This window comes from Ramlibacter agri, assembly GCF_012927085.1.
Classification (GTDB): domain Bacteria; phylum Pseudomonadota; class Gammaproteobacteria; order Burkholderiales; family Burkholderiaceae_C; genus Ramlibacter; species Ramlibacter agri.
Map to the genome: position 1 here is coordinate 1,570,198 of NZ_JABBFX010000001.1, position 16,423 is coordinate 1,586,620.

Consider the following 16,423-nt stretch of genomic DNA (forward strand, 5'->3'; position numbering starts at 1 on the left):
AACCCTCTCCGGCCGGGGCGGTCGGTACAGGAATACTTGTACGACGACTGATAACAGATGACAACCGGGCGCGCCCTAATGTAGCAGCCGCCCGACGAAAGGAAAGCATGAAGTCGCAAGAAACCCTGTCCCTGGGCCGCGTGCTCCTCACCGGCGCCGCCGGCGGCCTGGGCAAGCAGCTGCGTACGCGGCTGCGCCCGCGCTGCACCCTGCTGCGCCTGAGCGACGTGGCGGCCATGGACGCCGCGCAAGCCGGCGAAGAAGTCGTGCAGGCCAGGCTCGAGGACCGCGCCGCCGTGCACCAGCTGCTGGAAGGCATGGATTCCGTCGTGCACCTGGGCGGCATCTCCACCGAGCAGCCCTTCGACGCCATCCTGCAGGCCAACATCGTGGGCACGTACAACCTGTACGAGGCGGCGCGCAAGCACGGCGTCAAGCGCATCGCCTTCGCCAGCTCCAACCACGTCACCGGCTACTACCGGCAGGACGAGGTGATCGATCCCTCGATGCCGATGCGCCCCGATGGCTACTACGGCCTCTCCAAGGCCTTCGGCGAGAACCTGTCGCGCTTCTATTACGACCGCTATGGCATCGAGACGGTGTGCCTGCGCATCGGCTCTTCCTTCCCCGAGCCGCGGGACCGCCGCATGCTGGCCACCTTCCTCAGCTACGACGACCTCGAGCGCCTGGTGGTCGCCAGCCTGACGGCACCCGTGGCCGGCCACAGCGTCATCTACGGCGTGTCCGACAACACGACGAACTGGTGGGACAACACCTCGGCGCGCCACCTGGGCTACCGCCCGCAGGACAGCTCCGAGCCTTTCCGCGCTTCGCGCGAAGCGGCGCAGCCCAAGATCGACCTGAACGACCCTGCCGCGATCTTCCAGGCCGGCGGCTTCGTGCACCAAGGACCTTTCGAATGAGCGAGTTCGCCGCCAGCGTGCGCTATCCCGACCCGCGCATCGAGGTGCTCGACGAGCGCTTCCTCAAGCTGCGCCTGTTCAGCGCCGGCGTCGAGCGCATCGCCACCGGGCTGCGCTGGGCCGAGGGCCCGGTGTGGTTCGGCGACGGCCGCTACCTGCTGGTCTCCGACATCCCGAACAACCGCATCATCCGCTGGGACGAAGCCTCGGGCGCGGTCAGCGACTTCCGCAATCCGTCCAACAACGCCAACGGCAACTTCCGCGACCGCCAGGGCCGGCTGATTACCTGCGAGCACCTCACGCGCCGCGTGACGCGCACCGAGTACGACGGCAGCATCACCGTGCTGGCCGACAACTGGGACGGCAAGCGCCTGAACTCGCCCAACGACATCGTCTGCGCGCACGATGGCAGCGTCTGGTTCACCGATCCCACGTTCGGCATCGGCGGCTACTGGGAAGGCGAGCCGGCGCAGCAGGAGCTGCCGCATGCCGTCTACCGCATCGCGCCGGACGGCCAGCTGCAGCAGGTGATCACCGACCTCGCGGGGCCCAACGGCCTGGCCTTCTCGCCCGACGAATCGGTGCTGTACGTGGTGGAAAGCCGCGCCTCGCCGACGCGCAAGATCTGGGCGTACGACCACGCGGCCGACGGCAAGCTGTCGAACAAGCGGCTCGCGGCCGATGCGCAGGGGCCGGGCGCCTTCGACGGCTTCCGCGTCGACGTCGAGGGCAACCTGTGGTGCGGCCTCGGCAGCAATGGCGCGCTCGATGCGAACCCGGACGGGCTGGACGGCGTGCGCGTGTACGCGCCGGACGGCAAGGCCATCGCCCACATCCACCTGCCGGAACGCTGCGCCAACGTCTGCTTCGGCGGCCGGCACCGCAACCGGCTGTTCATGGCCGCCAGCCACTCGGTCTACGCGCTGTACGTCAACACGCAGGGCGCGTAAGGCGCCTTCAGGTCTCCGGGCTCACCAGCCCGTGGCGGACCGCATACAGCGTCAGGCTGGCCATGTCGCGGAAGCCCAGCCGGCGCCAGATGTTGGACCGGTGTACTTCCACCGTGCTGAGGCTGATGCCCAGCGTGCTGGCGATTTCCTTGGAGCTGCGACTCTTCGCCATCAGCGCCAGCACCTCCAGCTGGCGCGGGGAGAGCGCCTCGCCGTCGCTCCTGTCGTCCGACGCGGGCGGCGGCGCCACTTCCACGCCGGCCAGCGCCTTGCGCAAGGCATCTTCCAGCTCGCTCAACGCCGCGGCCTTGCTGACGAAGGCGGTGGCGCCGTGCTGGAGAGCCCGCCGCACCGATGGCGCGGAGTCGTGCATGGAAACGGCGATGACCGGCATGCCCGGGTAGAGGTCTCGTACCAGGCGGGCGACGGCAAAGCCGTCGACGTCCGGCATGCCCAGGTCGGTGAGCACCGCGTCCGGCCGCACGGTCTGCAGCATCGTCAGCAGCTCGCGCCCATTGGCGGCCTCGCCGATCACGCGGATCCAGCGGGTGCCCTCGAGGAGGGTGGCCAGGCCGGCGCGGACAATGGCCTGGTCGTCCACCACGATCACGGTGGCGATGGGTTGTTCGGCTGGGGAACTGGGCTTGGGGTCTTCCATGACCGGCGGTGCCGCTGCTGGGGTATGTCCAAAGTTTAACATTCAGCTGGACAGTCATGATGCGTTTCCCACCCAGCCAAGTTCGAACCCGCCTGGCCGCCGGCCTGCTCGTCATCCATCTTTTCGTCTATGGGCTGGCCGCGCTTTCGCTGGTCCAGAGCCGCCACCGCCACGAGGCGGAGACGGACGTCGCCCGCCGCAACCTGGCCCAGGCCCTGGCTGCCAGCGTGGCGGGCAGCCTGGACGCCATCGACGTCGGCCTGAAATCGATCGCGCTGGAACTGCAGCCGGTCCAGGCCGGCGGCGGCCTGGGCGACGACGCGACCAACGCCTATCTCGAGCGGCAGAAGGGCGCCCTGCACGATGTAGCGGGGGTCTGGATCACCGACGAAGCCGGCACGGTCCGCTGGGGGCCGGGCCTGGACCCGGCGCGGCCGCTGCAGGTGGCCGACCGCGCCTATTTCGCCCGGCTGCGGCAGGACCCGGCGGCGGGGCTGGTGACCTCCGAGCCGCTCGTCAGCCGGATGGATGGCGTGTGGACGGTGTTGCTCGCCCGGCGCATCAACCGCCCGGACGGCTCCTTCGCCGGCGCCGTCCTCGGCGCGCTGGACGCGGCCACCTATTTCCCGGCGCGCTTCGCGCCGCTCGAACTGGGCCAGCTGGGCCAGGTGACGATCCGCGGCGAAGACCTCACCTTGTACGCCCGATATGACGGCAAGTCCGCCGATCTCTCCGGCATCGGCGAGCGCGGCACTTCCGCCGCAGCCCGGGCAGCGCTGGCCAGCAACGCCGTGGGCGGCGCCTATCGCGCCCGGGCGGCAGCCGACGGCAAGGAGCGGGCCCTGGCTTACCAGAAGGTCTCGCGCTATCCGCTGTACGTGTTCGTGAGCCAGAGGACGGGCGACATGCTGGGCGCCTGGCGTGGCGAAGTTGCGACAACCCTGGGCCTGCTGGCGATCTTCACGGCCGCCAGCTGCTTCTACACCTGGTCGGCGTACCGGCGCGCCCGCCAGGCCCAGCAGGCGGAGGACGCCGCGCTGGCCGCGACGCGCGCGAAGAGCGAGTTCCTCGCCAACATGAGCCACGAGGTCCGCACGCCGCTGCATGCCGTGCTGGCGCTGACGCACATCGTGCGGCGCAGCGGCGTCACGGCCGAACAGGCGCGGCGCCTGCAGCAGATCGAGGACCAGGGCGAGCACCTGCTGGGCCTGCTCGGCGACATGCTGGATCTCGCCCGCATCGAAGCCGGGCGGCTGCAGCTGGAAAGCCGGGACTTCACGCTGGCGGAGCTGCTGGCGGAAGTGGCGGGGCTGCTGCGCCCGCAGGCGCAGGACCGGCGCATCGCGTTCGAGCTCGATCCGCAGGGCCCGCCGGTGCGGCTGCGCGGCGACCTCGGGCGCTTGCGGCAGGCGCTGATCAACTACGCGGGCAATGCCGTCAAGTTCACGCCCGAAGGCGGCCGCGTCGTGCTGCGTGCCTTCATCGATGGCGAAGCCCCCGATGACGGCCTGCTGCTGCGCTTCGAAGTCATCGACACCGGCATCGGCATTGCCGCGGAAAAGCTGGGCACGATCTTCGATCCCTTCGAGCAGCTGGACGCGGAAGCTGCGCGCGCTTCCGGCGGTACCGGCCTCGGGCTCGCCATCACGCGCGGCCTGGCGCAGGCGATGGGCGGCGCGGTCGGCGTGAGCAGCACGCCGGGCGCGGGGAGCACCTTCTGGTTCACGGCGGCGGTGCAGCTCGCGCCGGAGGAGGCGGACCCCGTCCCCGGCGCGGCGCCCGACGCGGACGCGCTCTTGCTCGAAGCGTACCGGGGCCGGTCGGTGCTGCTGGTGGAGGACAACGACATCAGCGCGGAAGTCGTGGCCGAACTGCTGGCCGGCGCCGGCCTGCAGGTGGAGCGCGCGGCCGACGGCGTGGAAGCCGTGGCCCACGCATCGCGCCAGGCTTTCGACCTGGTGCTGATGGACATGCAGCTGCCACGCATGGACGGCCTGCAGGCGACGCGGGCTATCCGCGCGCTGCCCGGCTGGCAGGCGCGGCCCATCATCGCCCTGACCGCGAGCGTTTTCGAAGAAACGCGGCGCCAGTGCATGGAGGCCGGCATGTCCGACTTCCTCGGCAAGCCGGTGCGCCCGGCGCAGTTGCAGGAAACCGTGGAGAAGTGGCTGCGCGCCGCGGGCTCGCAACTGGCCGCCGTCGGCGCGCTGGCGGGGATGGACGCGCGGCGGGTCCAGGAATTCAGCCATCGCGAGGAGCGCTACGTCGGCTTGCTGCGCGCGCTGCTGGCCTCGAAGCCGGAGCTGGCGCAGCTGGCCGCCGCCTTGGAGCGGGGCGATCCCACGGCCGCGACCCAGGAAGTGCATTCGTTCAAGGGCGCAGCGGCGATGCTGGGCGCCGAACGCGTGACGGCCGCGGCGGCGGCGCTCGAGGACGCGCTGCGGCGCCGGCAGGCCGCGGACTTGCCCACGCTGCTTGCCGCGGTGGAGGATGCGCTGGCGGAAATCGAAGCGGTGCTGGAGCCGGAAGCGGCTTGAAGCCTCAGGCCGCGCGCGGCCCCGCCTGGCGCAGGAACTCGCCCAGCCGGCTGGCCGCCTGCCCCATGCCGGCCTTCGGCTGCAGGATGCCGATCGGCTCGATGTGCACCGCAGGCCCGACGCGCAGTTCCGCCAGCTCGCCTTCGTCCAGCAGCGGCCGCGCCAGGTTCAACGGCACCAGGGCCAGCAGTTGCTGGTGGCGCAGCAGGCGCCACAGCATCGTCAGCGAGCGCGTCACCACCGGGTAGCTGCGCGGCGCCTGCGGGAAGTTGCGGGCCAGTTCGTCGAAGCGGTGCCGCGCGGCGACGCCCGCCGGCAGCACCAGCCAGGTGGCTTGCGCCACGTCGGCCCACTTGAGCGCGCGCCGGCGCGCCAGCGGATGATCCGCCTGGCACACGATGATGAAGCGGTCTTCGCGCAAAGGATGGAACTCCCAGCCTTCGGGCATCACCGGCGGGCGGCGGCAGGCCACCAGGTCGACCTCGCCGCGCGCGATGGCGAGCAGCTGGTCCTCGCCCTCGGCTTCGCCCAGGTGCACCTGGATGCCGGGATGGCGCTGCGCGAACTCCGGCAGCGCGTCGACCAGCACGCCGTTGGTGGCCGAGGCCGAAGCGATCATGCGCACGACGCCTTCGCCCTGCTGCTGGCGCGCGGCGACGATCTGCGCGCTGTCGGCCACGCCCAGCATCAGCTGGCGCGCCACCGGCAGCAGGTCGGTGCAGGCAGGCGTCGGCCGCACGCCGCGCGCGTGGCGCTCGAACAGGCGCACTTCCAGCAGGTTCTCGAGGTAGGCGAGCGTCTGCGTGACGGAGGACTGCGTCATGCCGATGGCGTCGGCGGTGCGCTGCACGCTTCCGAGTTCGGCCAGCTGCAGCAGGACCTGCACGTGGCGGAACTTGCCGCGTGCGAGCAGGCGGTTCAGGAGGGCGCTGGCGGAGTGCGGCAAGGTATCGGGAAGTCTAATGGCTCCCCCCTCGAATTAATTTGGCAGCGATGGCAGCGCGCCCGAAGATGCGCGCTGCACAAGGAGACAACGTGAGACTCACGCGATGGATCGCCGCCCTGGCGACCGCCTGCCTGGCCGTGTCCGCGGCCCACGCCCAGCCGGCCGACTGGCCCAGCCACCCGATCCGCATCATCGTCCCCGCGCCCGCGGGCGGGCCCTACGACCAGGTGATCCGGCCGGTGGCCCAACAGATGGCGCAGAGCCTGAAGACCCCGGTGCTCGTCGACAACCGCCCGAGCGCCGGCAACATCGTCGGCACGCAAGCCGGCGCCGCCGCCGCGCCCGACGGCTACACGCTGACGATGACGGGCATGCTGAACACCATCGCGCAGTCCATGTACGAGAACCTGCCTTTCGACATCGTCAAGGACTTCGCGCACATCGGCGAGATCGGCGGCGGCCCGCAGTGGCTGGTGGTGCGCAGCGATGCCGGCATCGCTTCGTTCCAGGACCTGGTGCAGCAGGCCAGGCGCGAGCCGGGCAGGATCAACTACGCCAGCTCCGGCGCCGGCAGCACCGGCCACCTGGTGATGGAGCAGCTGCAGCGCGCCGCCGGCATCCAGCTGACGCACGTGCCGTACAAGGGCGGCGGGCCGGCGCTGCAGGATGTGCTGGCCGGCGTGGTGTCGGTGATCGTAATCCCGCCCAATGCGGCTTTCGCGAGCATCCAGAGCGGCAAGCTGAAGGTGCTGGCCGTGTCCAGCCCGCAGCGCAGCCCCGCGATGCCCGGCGCGCCCACCTTCGCCGAGCTGGGCTACAAGCAGCTCACCATCGCTTCCTGGGTCGGCCTGTCGGCGCCCAAGGGCACGCCGGCGCCCATCGTGCACAAGCTGAACGCGGCGCTGCAGGCGGCGGTGAAGGATCCGGCGCTGGTGAAGCAGCTGGAGTTCCAGGGCATGGACGTGCAGACCTCCAGCCCCGAGCAATACACGCAGCTGGTGCGCGGCGACACCGAGCGCTGGGGCCAGTTGGTCCGCAGCCTGAACATCAAGGCGAATTGAGCATGCCCTTCATCGAATCGCGCGGCCGCCGCGTCTATTACGAGCGCCAGGGCCAGGGCCCGGCCGTCCTGTTCCTGCATGGCGCCGGCTCCAACGCCGCCACCTGGTGGCAGCAGCTGCCTGCCTTCAGCGCGCGGCACACCTGCATCACGATGGACATCCGCTGCTTCGGCCGCTCGGTGGCGCCGGTGCAGGAGTTCGACCTGGACCTGTTCGTCGCGGATGCGATCGCCGTGCTCGATCGCGAGGAGATCCAGCGCACGTCCATCGTCGGCCAGTCGCTGGGTGGCTTCATCGGGCTGAAGCTGTCGCTGGACCACCCGCAGCGCGTGGCGGCCTTCGCGGCCTGCGATACCTCGCTGGCCATCGACCATCCGGTGCTGCTGGACACGATCGCCAAGCGGCAGATCGCGCAGAAGGCCGTCAGCGTCGAACAGCGTTCGCTGGGCCGCTGGTTCCTGGAACACCAGCCGGAGAAGGCGGCGCTCTACGCGCAGATCAACCACTTCAATCCCAGCGCGCACTCCATTCCGTCCGCGGAGTGGGGCGGTGCGCTCGCTGCGCTGCTCGCGCCCGGCAAGCTGATCCCGATGAGCGCGCTGCAGGAGGTGGCCTGCCCCACGCTGCTGCTCGTTGGCAGCGAAGACCCCATCGTGCCGGTGAGCGTGATGCGCGAGGTGCAGGAGCTGGTGGGCGGCAGCGAGCTGGCCGTCGTCCAGGACGCGGGCCACTCGGCCTACTTCGAGAAGCCGGAAGAAGTGAACCGGCTGGTGCTGGATTTCATTGCGCGCCGCGCGCAGTACGGAGCATGAGCATGAAGAAACTTCTCGTCGCCACGGCCATGGCCGCCTTGCTGGCCGCCTGCGCCAGCGCACCGACGCATGGCGTGCTGCCCACCGGCTTGGCCGCGGGCGACCATGTGCTCTCGCCCTTCTACGCCTGGAGCGGCGCGCTGCCGGCGCAGCCGGGTGTGATGCTGCGCAGCGAGCCGCAGCCGCCGCAACCGGAGTTCACCGCGGCCAGCGTGCAGCAGCGCATCCTCTACACCTCCACCGACGCGCGCTGGCAGTCCGGCGTGCTGCCGGTGAGCGGCACGCTGTACCTGCCCCGGGGCGAGCCGCCGCGCGGCGGCTGGCCGCTGGTGGCCTGGGCGCACGGCACGCTGGGCGTGGCCGATGCCTGCGCGCCCTCGTGGACGGGGCACCGGCCGCGCGACGCGAGCTATCTCAATCGCTGGCTGGAACAGGGCTTCGCCGTCGTTGCCACCGACTACCAGGGGCTCGGCGGCCCAGGTCCGCATCCCTATGGTTTCTGGGAAGCGGAAGGGCGCTCGCTCCTGGATGGTGCCCGCGCAGCGCTCGCAGCCTATCCGGGCCGCATCGCCAACGAGCTGGTCATCACCGGCCAGTCGCAAGGCTCCGGTTCGTCGATCGGCGCCAGCCGCATCGCGGCGAGCTATGCGCCCGAACTGCGCCTGCGCGCGACCATCGCCACCGGCGTGCTGCCTTCTTTCCCCGATGGCCCGTACCAGGCGCCGGAAGCGGCGCCCAGCCCCAACGGGCCGGTGCGCTTCCCGATGCTGCGGCTGGTGGGCGGGTCCATTCCGGATGGCGGCCCGAGCGCGGAGTCGCTGGTGACGCCGCAGGCGCTGCCCATGCTGCAGATGGCACGCGAGACCTGTGTCGACGAGATGCGCGGCTACGAGCAGCAGCATGGCCTGAACGCCGGCAACGCGTTCACGCGCGATCCGGCGGCCTTCGATGCCTTGCTGACCAAGACCAGCCAGATGAGCCTGGTGCGCCTGCCGGCGCCGCTGTTCCTGGGCACCGGCCTGGCCGACCGCACGATCCCGCCGCGGCGCCAGTACGCCGCCGTCGCCGCACTCTGCAAGGCCGGCAATCCGCTGGTGTGGAAGACCTACGCCGGCATCACGCACAACGGCGGCGTCAACGCCGCCTTCGACGACGAACTGCGCTTCGTGCGCGGCGTGTTCGCGAACCAACTGCAGGCGAGCAACTGCACGACGATTGCCGAACCCGGTGCGCCGCAGGCCGTGACGGCCGGCATCCGCTTCAACGACTGAAGCCGTAGCATGGCGGCATCGTCATCGACGGGGCAGCCATGGCCGACGGATCCGATCTCGCGCGCTATCGCAGGAACCTGCAGGGTGAGGTGGACGGCGCGTCGCTGTATCGCACGCTCGCGCAGGTGGAGCAGGACCCGCACGTCGCGGAGGTGTACCGCCGCCTCGCTTCGGTGGAAGACGCCCATGCGGAGCTCTGGCGCCGCCGCATCGAGCAGGCCGGGCAGCAGCCGGGCGCAGCGAGCGCGAGCTGGCGCACGCGCATGCTCGCCTTCGTGGCGCGGCACTTCGGGCCCGACGCCGTGCTGCCGGTGGTCAACTCGCTGGAGCAGGTGGACAGCGCGCAGTACGACCGGCAGCCGGAAGCGATCGCCGCGCGGCTGCCGCAGGCGGAGCGTTCGCATGCGCGCATCCTGCAGGCGCTGACCGCGCGCCTGCCTGGCGGCTTGCCGGGCTCCGTGCTCGAACGGCTGGAAGGCCGGCATCGCAGCGGCGGCAACACCTTGCGCGCCGCGGTGCTGGGCGCCAACGACGGCCTCGTGTCCAACCTCAGTCTCGTCGCCGGCGTCGCGGGCGCGAACCCGGATACGCATGTCCTCCTCGTCACCGGCCTCGCCGGCATGCTGGCGGGCGCGTGTTCCATGGCGATGGGCGAATGGCTGTCGGTGACGACCTCGCGCGAGATGCAGCAGTCGCAGATCGCGGCCGAGGCGGAGGAACTGGACCAGGCGCCCGAGGAGGAAAAGGAGGAGCTCGCGCTGATCTACCAGTCCAAGGGCTTGCCCGAAGCGCAGGCGCAGGCCCTGGCCGACAAGCTGATGGCGAACCGCGACACGGCGCTCGACACGCTGGCGCGCGAGGAGCTGGGCGTCGACCCGCAGGAACTGGGTGGCTCACCCTGGGCCGCTGCGGCGAGTTCCTTCCTGCTGTTCACCGCCGGTTCGCTGTGCCCGGTGCTGGGACTGGTGATCGCCGACGGCACGCGGGCCTTGTGGCTGTCACTGGCGTTCTCGATCGCGGGCCTGTTCGTCATCGGCGCGGGCACCAGCATCTTCACGGGGCGGGGCTGGCTGTTCTCGGGGCTGCGGCAGGCGGTGATCGGTCTCGGTGCGGCCGCAGTGACCTTCGGGTTGGGGCGCTTGATCGGCGTGAGCCTGGGTGGGTGAGCGCCCCGTGCGACACTGGAGCCGATGAAAAGCAGTTGGCTCCCCCTGGCCATCACGCTCGCGATCCAGGCCATGGTGGCCATGGGCCTGCTCACGCTGCCAGCGATGGCGCCGCGGGTCGCGGACGCGGTCGGCATCTCCGCGGCCTACGTCGGCCTCTACATCGCTTTCGCCTACGCCGGCGCCATGGCCGCGAGCCTGGCCTCCGGGCCGGCGGTGGCGCGCTACGGCAGCATCCGCGTCAGCCAGGTCGGCTTGCTGGTGTGCGCCCTGGGGCTCGCGCTGTGCGCGGTGCCCAGCGTGCCGGCGATCGCCGTCGGCGCGCTGCTGGTCGGCCTCGGCTATGGGCCGGTGACGCCGGCCAGCTCGCACCTGCTGGCTCGCACGACGCCCGCGCATCGCATGTCGCTGGTGTTCTCCGTCAAGCAGACCGGCGTGCCGCTGGGCGGCGCGCTGGCAGGCGCCATCGTGCCGGGCCTGCAGCAGGTGGCCGGCTGGCAGCAGGCGCTGCTGGCCGTGGCCGTCGCCAACGTGCTGTGCGCGTTGCTGGCGCAGAGCCTGCGCAAGGAGTTCGACGCCGACCGCGACCCGGCGCGCCGCCTCGGCCTCGGTCAATTCCTGCAGCCGGTGAAGCTGGTGCTCGGGCATCCGCGGCTGCGGCTGCTGGCGGCCTGCTCCTTCGTGTTCTCGATCGTGCAGCTGTCGCTGACGACCTATCTCGTCACCTTCCTCACCGACAGCCTGGCCTACGGCCTGGTCGCGGCCGGCTTCGTGCTGGCCGCTTCGCAGGTGGGCGCCGTCATCGGTCGCGTGCTGTGGGGCTGGGTGGCCGATCGCTGGCTGGGGGCGCGCCGCATGCTGGCATTGCTGGCCGCGATCATGGCGTTGTCGGCGCTGGCGACGGCGCTGCTGCAGCCACAGGTGCCGGGCATCCTCGTCGTCGCAGTGCTGGTGGTGTTCGGCGCTTCTGCGATCGGCTGGAACGGCGTGTATCTCGCCGAAGTGGCGCGCCAGGCACCGGCGGGGCAGGCGGGCATCGCCACCGGCGGCACGCTGGCCATCACCTTCCTCGGCGTGGTGCTGGGGCCGCCGGTGTTCGGCGCGATCTCCGGGCTGGCGGGCAGCTACCGCGTGGGCTATGCGGCGCTCGCCCTTCCGCTGGTCGCGTGCGGCTGGGTGCTGCTGCGGCAGGCGCGGGCTGAGCTTTAGTCCAGGCGCAGCCAGCGATCCAGCGCCAGGCGCCCGCCGCCGCGCCCGAGCAGGTACAGCAGCAGGCCGGCCCACGACAGGTGCGTCGGCCAGGCATCGGGATAGACGAACACTTCGATGACGACGGTCATCCCCAGCAGCGCCGCCGCGGAGAAGCGGGTGGCGAGCCCCAGCACGAGCAGCAGCGGGAACAGGTGTTCCGCGTAGGCCGCCGCATGCGCCGCGATGTCGGGCGGCACCAGCGGCAGGCGGTACTCGCTGCGGAACAGCTCGATGGCGCCGGGCGTCACGCGCAGGAAGCCTTCCACCTTCGTGCGGCCGGACTGGAAGAAGAGGGCCGCGATCGCGAGGCGCGCGACCAGCGCCAGCAAGTCGTGCGAGATGTGCCGTGACAGCGCCGCCTTGATCCGCTCCCAGCGCGAGCGCAGCAGGGACGGGGCGGTGGCGGGCAGCGTGGAAACGAGCTGGTTCTGCATGGCTAACTCCGGGTGAAGGCGCCCGCCTGCAGCAGTTGCTGCAGCAGGGCTGCAAGGTTGATGCGCGCGTCGAGGTCCAGGCAGTGCTGCGCGGCGTCGCCCAGCGTGGAGCCATGGGCGCAGGCGTCGAGGAAAGCGCAGCCCGCATGGGAAAGGGGGCGCCAGCGCACGTCGCCTTCCGGCCGCGTGAGCAGCACGCCATCGCCCTGCCACGCGAAGTCGGCGTCGCTGCCATCGCGGTTGCGCGACCAGATGCCGGCGACGGGCAGCTCGTCGAACCAGAGCCAGCGCGCGGCCGGGTGGGGCTGAAGCACCTGCGCGCCCAAGGCTTCGGGCGACAGCCCGGCCAGTTCGCCGGCATCGAGCACGGGCGCATCGGCCGCGGCGTGGCTGGCGCGCCAGAGGGCGTCGAGCCGGGCGATGCCGGCCAGCCAGGGCAGGTCCGCCGTCGTCGGCAGCGCCTGCAGGAAGGCGGGGAAAGCGTCGTCGCCATAGAGCAGCAGCCGGCCGTCCTGCGGCGGATGCGAGCGCGCGAAGCCGCCGGCGGCCGAGCGGAACCACTCGCCGCCCACCAGCCGCAGGACGGTGGGGAAGTTCGCCTCGAGCGCATCGATGCAGCCCTGGGCCACGGTGTTGCGATACACCGCGAAGCCCGGCTGCGTTGCGAGCTCCGTGCCGGCGAGCAAGGCCTGCGCGAACTGCTGCTGGAAGCTGCTCATGCCGGTACTCCGCATTCCAGGATGTCCTGGGCGATGTTCCGCTCCGCCAGCAACTCGCTCCAGGGCGGCAAGTTGGCGTCGCGTTCCAGCAGGGTGGGGCGCGGGCCGGCGCGCTCGATGAAGCGCCGGTACAGCGACCACACGGCGGGCGCCACCGGCGCGTCGTGCGAGTCGACCAGCAGCGCTTCGCCCAGCGCGGGATCGGGCGTGTGGCCGGCGACGTGCAGCTCGCTCACGAGCGGCGCGGGAAAGCGGTCGATCCATGCGCCGGCATCGAAGCCGAGATTGCGCGCCGACACATGCACGTTGTTCACGTCCAGCAGCAGCGTGCAGCCGGTGCGCCGCGCCAGTTCGGCCAGGAAATCGATCTCGTCCCACGTGTGCCCGGGAAGCCGGAGGTAGTGGCTGGGGTTCTCGATGGCGATGGTCCGCCCCAGCACTTCCTGCGTGCGTGCGACGCGCGAGGCGATGCGCTGCAGCGCTTCGGTCGTGCGCGGGAAAGGCAGCAGATCGGGCAGCCAGCCGCCTTCGAACCGGGACCACGCCAGGTGCTCCGACACCAGCGCCGGCTGGAGGCGCCGCGCCAGCGCGGCCAGCCGCCGCAGGTGCGCGGCGTCCAGCTCGCATTCGCCGGCCAGCGACAGCGACACGCCGTGCAGCGACAGCGGATGCCGCTCGCGCACCGCCTCCAGCAGCGCCAGGCGCGGGCCGCCGTCCACGAGGTAGTTCTCGGGATGGACCTCGAACCAGAGCCCGGCTGCGTTGGCCTGCAAGGCCTCGGCGAAGTGCCCGGGCTTCAGGCCCAGGCCGGCGGCCAGCGCTTGCGCCATGACGAAGCCTCAGGACTTCAGCGGCGACAGCGAGCCCATGCCCTTGGGCGTGCGCATGGTGGTGCAGGTGCCGGCTGGCACGTTCTTCCAGGCATTGCCCTGGTAGTCCATCTTCGCCGTGCCGGCGCAGGTGGTGCCGGCGCCGGCCCTGCAGTCGTTCTGGCCGGCCATGGAGACGCCGTAGCACTTCTCGACGGCGGGCTTCGCGTCGGCCATGGGCTTGGCGCCTTCCATGGGCTGGGTCTGCGCCAGGGCGACGCCAGCGGCGAGGGCGCCCAGGGCAAGGGCGGAGGCGGCGATGCGGCGGGTGGTCATGAGGGTCTCTCCTGTGGTCGGGTTGGATGGATGGCTGCGATGCAACCGCATCCTTATTCGCAATGCCGGTGGCGCCGGTTACAGCGCCACGCCAAAATGGCCCCACCAAATTTTTTCGTCCCGCTGTAACCGGCGGGTGCTCCCGTCCGAATCACTCCAAGCAGAAGGATGGCGACAAGCGAAGTCGAGGCGGAATTGCACGAGCTGTTCGTGCGCGGCCAGGCCGGCGATGCGGCGGCGTACCACGCCTTCCTGCGCCGCCTGGGCGCGCACTTGCGCGCGTACCTCGGCCGCCGCCTGTTCGGCTGGCCCGATGAAGTGGAAGACCTCGTCCAGGAGTGCCTGCTCGCGATGCACAACCAGCGCCACACCTACCAGCCGGAGCAGCCGCTGACCGCATGGGTGCATGCGATCGCGCGCTACAAGCTGATCGACCTGCTGCGCGCCAAGTCCGTGCGCGAGGACCTGCACGAGCCGCTGGACGACGAGCTGCCGGTGTTCGCCGAATCGGTGGAGGAGGCAGGCGATGCGCGCCGCGACCTCGCCGGCCTGCTGGCCACCTTGCCGGAGCGGCACCGCCTGCCCATCGTGCACGTCAAGCTGGAAGGCCGTTCGGTGGCCGAGACGGCGCAGCTGACCGGGATGTCCGAATCGGCGGTGAAGGTAGGCATCCACCGCGGGCTGAAGGCGCTGGCCGCGAAGCTGGGGAGGCCTGCGACATGAAGACCGAAGACCTCATCGCGCTGCTGGCCGCGCAGGCCCAGCCGGTGCCGCGCCACGCCGCGCGCCGCGCGCTGGCGCTGGCGCTGCTGGCTGGCCTGCCGCTGTCCTTGGCGCTGATGCTGGCCGGCTATGGCTTGCGCCCGGGCCTGGCCGCGAGCCTGGTGCAGCAGCCGATGGCGCTGCTGAAGCTGCTGCTGCCGGCCCTGGTGGCAGTGGCGGGCTTCGTGGCCATCGAGCGACTGGCGCGTCCCGGCGTGCCGGTGCGGCGCGCATTCTGGGGCGTCGTGCTGCCGCTGCTGCTGCTTTGGATTCTCGGTCTCGCCGCCTGGCTGGGTGCACCGGCCGCGGAGCGCCCGGAGCTGCTGTGGGGCCGCACCTGGCGGACCTGCGCGCTGAGCATTTCGTGGATCGCGCTGCCGGTGTTCGCCGCTTCCTTGCTGGCGCTGCGCGGCCTCGCCCCCACCCGGCCGGCACTGGCCGGGGCAGCGGCAGGCGTGCTGGCCGCCGGCAGCGGCGCAGCCGTGTACGCGCTGCATTGTCCGGAGCTGGCCGCGCCCTTCCTGGCCATCTGGTACGTGCTGGGGATGGCGATTCCGGTGGCCGCGGGCGCCTGGCTGGGACCGCGCGTGCTGCGCTGGTAGTCGGGCCTTACGCGGCGAGCGGACGCCGCTTCCTGGCGACCGTGCGCTTCTTGCCGCCGCGCTTGCTGCGATAGAGCTGCAGCCCGAACACGCCCAGCGCCACGGCGGTCCCGCCGATGGCCGAACCCAGCTTGGCCACGTGCTTCATGTGCGCGATCTTCGGCGGCGCTTCGACTTCGATGCGGTGCCGGGTTTCCTCCAGCCGCGCCATGGCGGGTGAGGTGGCCACCGGATGCGCCGCATCTTCGGCGCCCTTCGCCGGCGGCGCCGCATTCACCGCGCCAGCTCCGGCCGATTGCAGCGACCCGTGCTCCTGCGCGTACAGCTTGGTGAACTCCGCACCCAGCAGGAAGATCTGCGCCGCGTAGTACACCCACGCGATCAGCACGACGAGCGAGCCGGCGGCCGCGAAGGACTGGCTCATGCTGCTCTTGCCGAGGTACAGGCCGATCAGGAACTTGCCGATCTCGAACAGGATGGCGGTGGCGAAGGCGCCGAACCAGACGTCGCGCCAGGCGATGCGCACGCTGGGCAGCATCTTGTAGATGACGGCGAACAGCAAGGTCGTCACCCCCAGCGACACGCAGACGTTGAGGACCTGCCCCAGCACCTCGGCGCCGGGCACCAGCTGGCCGGTCCACGAACCTACCGCTGCGAGCGCGGCGCTGAGCGCGAGCGACACCATCAGCAGGAACACCAATGCCAGGATCACGCCGAACGACAGCAGCCGGCTGCGCAGGATGTTCCAGATGCCGCTGGGCTTCTGCGACTCGGGCACTTGCCAGATGCGATCCAGCGAAATCTGCAGCTGCGTGAACACGGACGTGGCGCCGATCGCCAGCACGACGACGCTGATGATTCCCGCCACCAGGCCCTGGTGCGTGTCGCTCGATGCGGCCACCATGCTCTGCACGAAGGTCGCGCCCTGCTCGCCGACGAGCCCGCGCATTTGCGTGACGATCTGCCCGGTGACGGCGTCGTGGCCGAACACCGCCCCCGCGACCGCGATCGCGATCACCAGCAACGGCGCCATCGAGAACACCGTGTAGTAGGCGATCGCCGCGCCCATGCTGGGCGCGTCATCGTCGGACCAGGATTTCCCCGCCTGCACGAACAGGTGGGCGAGACGGCGGGGGTTTGGTTTGTCCATGGCGAAACCAAGCGTCCCACCGGCTTGCCGATGCGC

General features: G+C 71.0%; 17 protein-coding genes. 10 read left to right on the forward strand and 7 right to left on the reverse strand.

The features are described from left to right. Positions 1-107: 107 nt before the first annotated feature. Both HHL11_RS07590 and HHL11_RS07595 read left to right on the forward strand, forming a co-directional pair. The gene (locus HHL11_RS07590; RefSeq protein WP_169417802.1) at positions 108-923 is read left to right on the forward strand and encodes an NAD-dependent epimerase/dehydratase family protein; all 816 of its coding nucleotides are present in this window, start codon (positions 108-110) and stop codon (positions 921-923) included. Beyond that, positions 920-1,873 carry an SMP-30/gluconolactonase/LRE family protein gene (locus HHL11_RS07595; protein ID WP_169417803.1) on the forward strand — a complete coding sequence of 318 codons (954 nt, stop codon included), beginning with the start codon at positions 920-922 and terminating at the stop codon, positions 1,871-1,873. Before HHL11_RS07590 ends, HHL11_RS07595 begins: the two co-directional genes overlap by 4 nt. A 7-nt stretch (positions 1,874-1,880) precedes the next feature. Here HHL11_RS07595 and HHL11_RS07600 read toward each other — a convergent pair whose 3' ends face one another. Next, a complete protein-coding gene (locus HHL11_RS07600; RefSeq protein WP_169417804.1) occupies positions 1,881-2,531 on the reverse strand; it encodes a response regulator transcription factor in 651 nt (216 codons plus the stop codon). Positions 2,532-2,587: 56 nt separating this feature from the next. Between HHL11_RS07600 and HHL11_RS07605 the strand changes: the two genes are divergently transcribed. Next, positions 2,588-5,068: a hybrid sensor histidine kinase/response regulator gene (locus HHL11_RS07605; protein ID WP_169417805.1), complete on the forward strand. Its 2,481-nt coding sequence runs from the start codon at positions 2,588-2,590 to the stop codon at positions 5,066-5,068. Positions 5,069-5,072: 4 nt separating this feature from the next. Here the strand turns inward: HHL11_RS07605 and HHL11_RS07610 are convergent, their stop codons facing one another. Further along, on the reverse strand, positions 5,073-6,014 hold the full coding sequence (locus HHL11_RS07610; protein ID WP_169417806.1) for a LysR family transcriptional regulator: 942 nt from the start codon (positions 6,012-6,014) through the stop codon (positions 5,073-5,075). 89 nt (positions 6,015-6,103) lie between these two features. On the opposite strand from HHL11_RS07610, the gene HHL11_RS07615 reads away from it, so the two are divergent. The 5 genes from HHL11_RS07615 to HHL11_RS07635 are packed head-to-tail and all read left to right on the forward strand — an operon-like array spanning position 6,104 to position 11,533. Further along, entirely contained in the window at positions 6,104-7,075 is a 972-nt protein-coding gene (locus HHL11_RS07615) for a tripartite tricarboxylate transporter substrate-binding protein (protein WP_169417807.1), read from the forward strand. A gap of 2 nt (positions 7,076-7,077) precedes the next feature. After that, positions 7,078-7,887 carry an alpha/beta fold hydrolase gene (locus tag HHL11_RS07620; protein ID WP_169417808.1) on the forward strand — a complete coding sequence of 270 codons (810 nt, stop codon included), beginning with the start codon at positions 7,078-7,080 and terminating at the stop codon, positions 7,885-7,887. Positions 7,888-7,889: 2 nt separating this feature from the next. Further along, on the forward strand, positions 7,890-9,158 hold the full coding sequence (locus HHL11_RS07625; protein WP_205964225.1) for an alpha/beta hydrolase: 1,269 nt from the start codon (positions 7,890-7,892) through the stop codon (positions 9,156-9,158). Between the two features lie 38 nt (positions 9,159-9,196). Continuing rightward, positions 9,197-10,324 carry a VIT1/CCC1 transporter family protein gene (locus HHL11_RS07630; RefSeq protein WP_169417810.1) on the forward strand — a complete coding sequence of 376 codons (1,128 nt, stop codon included), beginning with the start codon at positions 9,197-9,199 and terminating at the stop codon, positions 10,322-10,324. Between the two features lie 24 nt (positions 10,325-10,348). Beyond that, the gene (locus tag HHL11_RS07635) at positions 10,349-11,533 is read left to right on the forward strand and encodes an MFS transporter (RefSeq protein ID WP_169417811.1); all 1,185 of its coding nucleotides are present in this window, start codon (positions 10,349-10,351) and stop codon (positions 11,531-11,533) included. Here HHL11_RS07635 and HHL11_RS07640 read toward each other — a convergent pair. From HHL11_RS07640 to HHL11_RS07655, 4 genes are read right to left on the reverse strand one after another with little or no spacing between them, the layout of a single operon-like run. Beyond that, complete coding sequence (locus HHL11_RS07640) at positions 11,530-12,009, reverse strand: DoxX family protein (protein ID WP_169417812.1); 480 nt, start codon at positions 12,007-12,009, stop codon at positions 11,530-11,532. The genes HHL11_RS07635 and HHL11_RS07640 overlap by 4 nt on opposite strands. A gap of 2 nt (positions 12,010-12,011) precedes the next feature. Continuing rightward, positions 12,012-12,728, reverse strand: coding sequence for an HvfC/BufC N-terminal domain-containing protein (locus HHL11_RS07645; protein WP_169417813.1), 717 nt, complete (start codon positions 12,726-12,728; stop codon positions 12,012-12,014). Continuing rightward, positions 12,725-13,558: an MNIO family bufferin maturase gene (gene bufB / locus HHL11_RS07650; RefSeq protein ID WP_169417814.1), complete on the reverse strand. Its 834-nt coding sequence runs from the start codon at positions 13,556-13,558 to the stop codon at positions 12,725-12,727. Before bufB ends, HHL11_RS07645 begins: the two co-directional genes overlap by 4 nt. A 9-nt stretch (positions 13,559-13,567) precedes the next feature. Beyond that, positions 13,568-13,873: a BufA1 family periplasmic bufferin-type metallophore gene (locus HHL11_RS07655; RefSeq protein ID WP_169417815.1), complete on the reverse strand. Its 306-nt coding sequence runs from the start codon at positions 13,871-13,873 to the stop codon at positions 13,568-13,570. Between the two features lie 168 nt (positions 13,874-14,041). On the opposite strand from HHL11_RS07655, the gene HHL11_RS07660 reads away from it, so the two are divergent. Together HHL11_RS07660 and HHL11_RS07665 are read left to right on the forward strand one after the other, a co-directional pair. Then, on the forward strand, positions 14,042-14,596 hold the full coding sequence (locus HHL11_RS07660; RefSeq protein WP_169417816.1) for a sigma-70 family RNA polymerase sigma factor: 555 nt from the start codon (positions 14,042-14,044) through the stop codon (positions 14,594-14,596). Then, positions 14,593-15,237, forward strand: a complete 645-nt coding sequence (locus tag HHL11_RS07665; RefSeq protein ID WP_169417817.1) for an NrsF family protein — start codon at positions 14,593-14,595, stop codon at positions 15,235-15,237. Before HHL11_RS07660 ends, HHL11_RS07665 begins: the two co-directional genes overlap by 4 nt. Positions 15,238-15,244: 7 nt before the next feature. On the opposite strand, the gene HHL11_RS07670 is transcribed toward HHL11_RS07665, so the two are convergent. Further along, complete coding sequence (locus HHL11_RS07670) at positions 15,245-16,387, reverse strand: YihY/virulence factor BrkB family protein (RefSeq protein WP_240980026.1); 1,143 nt, start codon at positions 16,385-16,387, stop codon at positions 15,245-15,247. Positions 16,388-16,423: the final 36 nt, after the last annotated feature.